The following is a 2677-nucleotide window of genomic DNA, read 5'->3' as shown; positions in this document are numbered from 1 at the left end:
TGCGGGTTCCGGCCCAAGCCGATCACGGATTCCGGAGCATGCCGATCACCGATTCCGGTCGAAGCCGATCACCGATTCCGGAGCAAGCCGATCGCTGAACGTCTGATCCGGTAACCGGCCGCCGCCGGGGTCCGGGAAGCGTTGACGCCGCTGGGTAGTCCGCCGTCCATGCCGCCTCCACCAAGGAGGCGGGATGGCGGCCGAGAGGCTACCGATGCGGAAGCTGCGAGAGATCATCAGACTGAAGCTCCAGGCCGGGCAGTCCGGCCGGGGGATCGCGCGCGCGTGTGGGCTGTCGCCGAGCACGGTGAACGAGTACGTGGCGCGCATCGCGCTCGCGGGGCTCGCGTGGCCGCTGCCGCCGGAGCTGGACGACGACGCCGCGCTCGAGCGCCTGCTCTTCCCCGACGAGGGCCACCCGGTGTCGAACCGGCCGGAGCCCGACTGGCGCTACGTCCACCGCGAGCTGCAGCGGCGGCACGTGACGAAGATGCTGCTCTGGCAGGAGTACAAGGAGGCGACGCCGGGCGGTCTGCAGTACAGCCAGTTCTGCGACAAGTATCTGCGGTGGGCGAAGCCGCTGTCGGCGACGATGCGGCAGGCGCACCACGCCGGCGAGAAGACGTTCATCGACTTCAGCGGCAGCGGGCTCGACGTGGTGGACCCGTTTACCGGTGAGTGCCGGAAGGCGGTGCTCTTCCTCGCGGTGCTGGGCGCGTCGAACCTGACCTATGCGGAGCCGGTGCTGAACCAGGACCTGCCAGCGTGGATCGGCTGCCACGTCCGCGCCTGCGAGTACTTCGGAGGCACCACCGAGATCTGGGTGCCGGACAATCCGCGGGTCGGCGTGACCAAGGCGGGCAAGTACGAGCCCATCCTCAACCGGACGTACGAGGAGCTGTCGGCGCACTTCGGGGCGGCGGTGATCCCGGCGCGACCGTACCGCCCGCGCGACAAGGCCAAGGTCGAGGTGGCCGTGCAGATCGCCTCGCGGTGGATCCTCGCGGCGCTGCGAAACCGCACCTTCTACTCGCTCGAGGAGATGCGGATCGCCGTGTCGGAGCTGCTCGAGAAGCTGAACGGCCGGAAGATGCGCCGCCTCGACAAGTCGCGGCGCGAGCTCTTCCAGGAGATCGAGCGGGCGGCACTGAAGCCCCTGCCGCCGCGGCCCTTCGATTACGCCGAGTGGAGCCAGCCGAAGGTCGACCTCTCCTACCACGTCGAGCACGACGACCACTTCTACAGCGTCCACTTCTCGCTCATCGGCGAGAAGCTCGATCTGCGCGCCACAGAGACCACCGTCGAGATCCTGCGGCGCGGCACGAGGATCGAGAGCTACGCGCGCAGCTACGCGAAGGGGAAGTACACCACGCGCAAGGAGCACATGCCGCGCGCCCACCTCGACCAGGTGGAGTGGACCCCGGAGCGGCTCACCAGCTGGGCGAGCAAGACGGGGCCGAAGACGGTGGCGCTGCTCGAGGCGATCATGGCTTCCAAGGCCCACCCGCAGCAGGGCTTCAAGGCGTGCCTGGGGATCCTGCGGCAGGCGAAGGACTACCCGCGCGAGCGAGTCGAACGCGCCGCCGCGAGGGCGCTCCACTTCGGAACGCTCAACTCCGGCAGCGTCGCCTCGATCCTGCGGCACAACCTCGACCAACTGCCGCTGCCCGGCGACGAGCCGCAGCAGGCGCTGCCACTGCACGAGAACATCCGTGGCCGCGGCTACTACCACTGACCACCCGAGACCGCGCCGACGCGGCCTCGCGGCGCCCCGGCGCCGGGCATCGCCCGGCGGCGACCTCATCGAGGCCAGGGAGAAACGCATGCTCGTGGAGCAGACGATGGAGAAGCTCGTGGCGATGAAGCTGAAGGGGATGGCGGAGGCGCTGCGCCGCTGGATGGAGGACACGAAGGAGAAGGCGATCGCGCCGCTCGACCTCGTCGGCCTGCTGGCCGACGCCGAGTGGAGCCACCGCGAGCAGCGCAAGCTCACCGGCCGGCTGCGCAACGCCCGCTTCCGCCAGGAGGCGTGCGTCGAGGACATCGACTACCAGCACCCGCGCGGCCTGCAGAAGGCGACCATGCTCGACCTCGCCGCGTGCCGCTGGGTCGAGGCCCACCAGAATGTGATCTTCAGCGGCCAGACCGGCGTCGGGAAGAGCTACCTCGCCTGCGCTCTCGGCCAGAAGGCGTGCCGCGAGGGCTACTCGGTGGTCTACCGCCGGGCCTCGCGGCTCCTCGACGAACTCGCCCAGGCCCGCGCCGACGGAAGCCACTTCCAGCTGCTCCGCCGCCTCGCCAAGACCGACGTCCTCATCGTCGACGACTTCGGGATGGAGGTGCTCACCGCCGCCCAGCGGAAGGACTTCCTGGAGGTGATCGAGGATCGCTACGGCACGTCCTCGACCGTCATCACGGGCCAGCTCGACCCCAAGCACTGGCACTCCGTCATCGGCGACGAGACCATCGCCGACGCGGTCTGCGACCGCCTCGTCCACAACGCACACAAGGTGAAGCTCGCCGGAGAGTCGATCAGGAAGACGAAGGCGGACTTGACCAAGGGCCAGAAGCCGGCGAAGTAGACCTACCCACCGGCGTCAGCCCCGGGTGATCGCCTTGGCCGGAACGGGTGATCGGCATCGGCCAGAATGGCCGATCGGCTTGGCCGGAATCCGCA

2 protein-coding genes are annotated in these 2677 nt (G+C 69.1%); both read left to right on the top strand.

The genetic code is table 11. The features are described 5' to 3' along the window. Window positions 1-214 precede the first annotated feature (214 nt). Window positions 215-1735 (top strand): IS21 family transposase, encoded by a 1521-nt coding sequence (istA, locus tag PSR1_RS22800; RefSeq protein WP_152643428.1) that lies wholly within the window; start codon window positions 215-217, stop codon window positions 1733-1735. A gap of 88 nt (window positions 1736-1823) precedes the next feature. Beyond that, window positions 1824-2582 carry an IS21-like element helper ATPase IstB gene (istB, locus tag PSR1_RS22795; protein WP_059439587.1) on the top strand — a complete coding sequence of 253 codons (759 nt, stop codon included), beginning with the start codon at window positions 1824-1826 and terminating at the stop codon, window positions 2580-2582. Window positions 2583-2677 lie beyond the last annotated feature (95 nt).

It is taken from the genome of Anaeromyxobacter sp. PSR-1, from assembly GCF_000964525.1.
Classification (GTDB): Bacteria; Myxococcota; Myxococcia; order Myxococcales; family Anaeromyxobacteraceae; genus Anaeromyxobacter.
The sequence above is the reverse complement of the archived record's forward strand: the minus strand, read 5'-3'. Positions and strand labels throughout refer to the sequence as shown.

Excerpts from the sequence above, each read along its gene's own strand:
- istA (WP_152643428.1), top strand. The coding sequence starts at position 215 with ATGCGGAAGCTGCGAGAGATCATCAGACTGAAGCTCCAGGCCGGGCAG.
- istB (WP_059439587.1), top strand. The coding sequence starts at position 1,824 with ATGCTCGTGGAGCAGACGATGGAGAAGCTCGTGGCGATGAAGCTGAAG.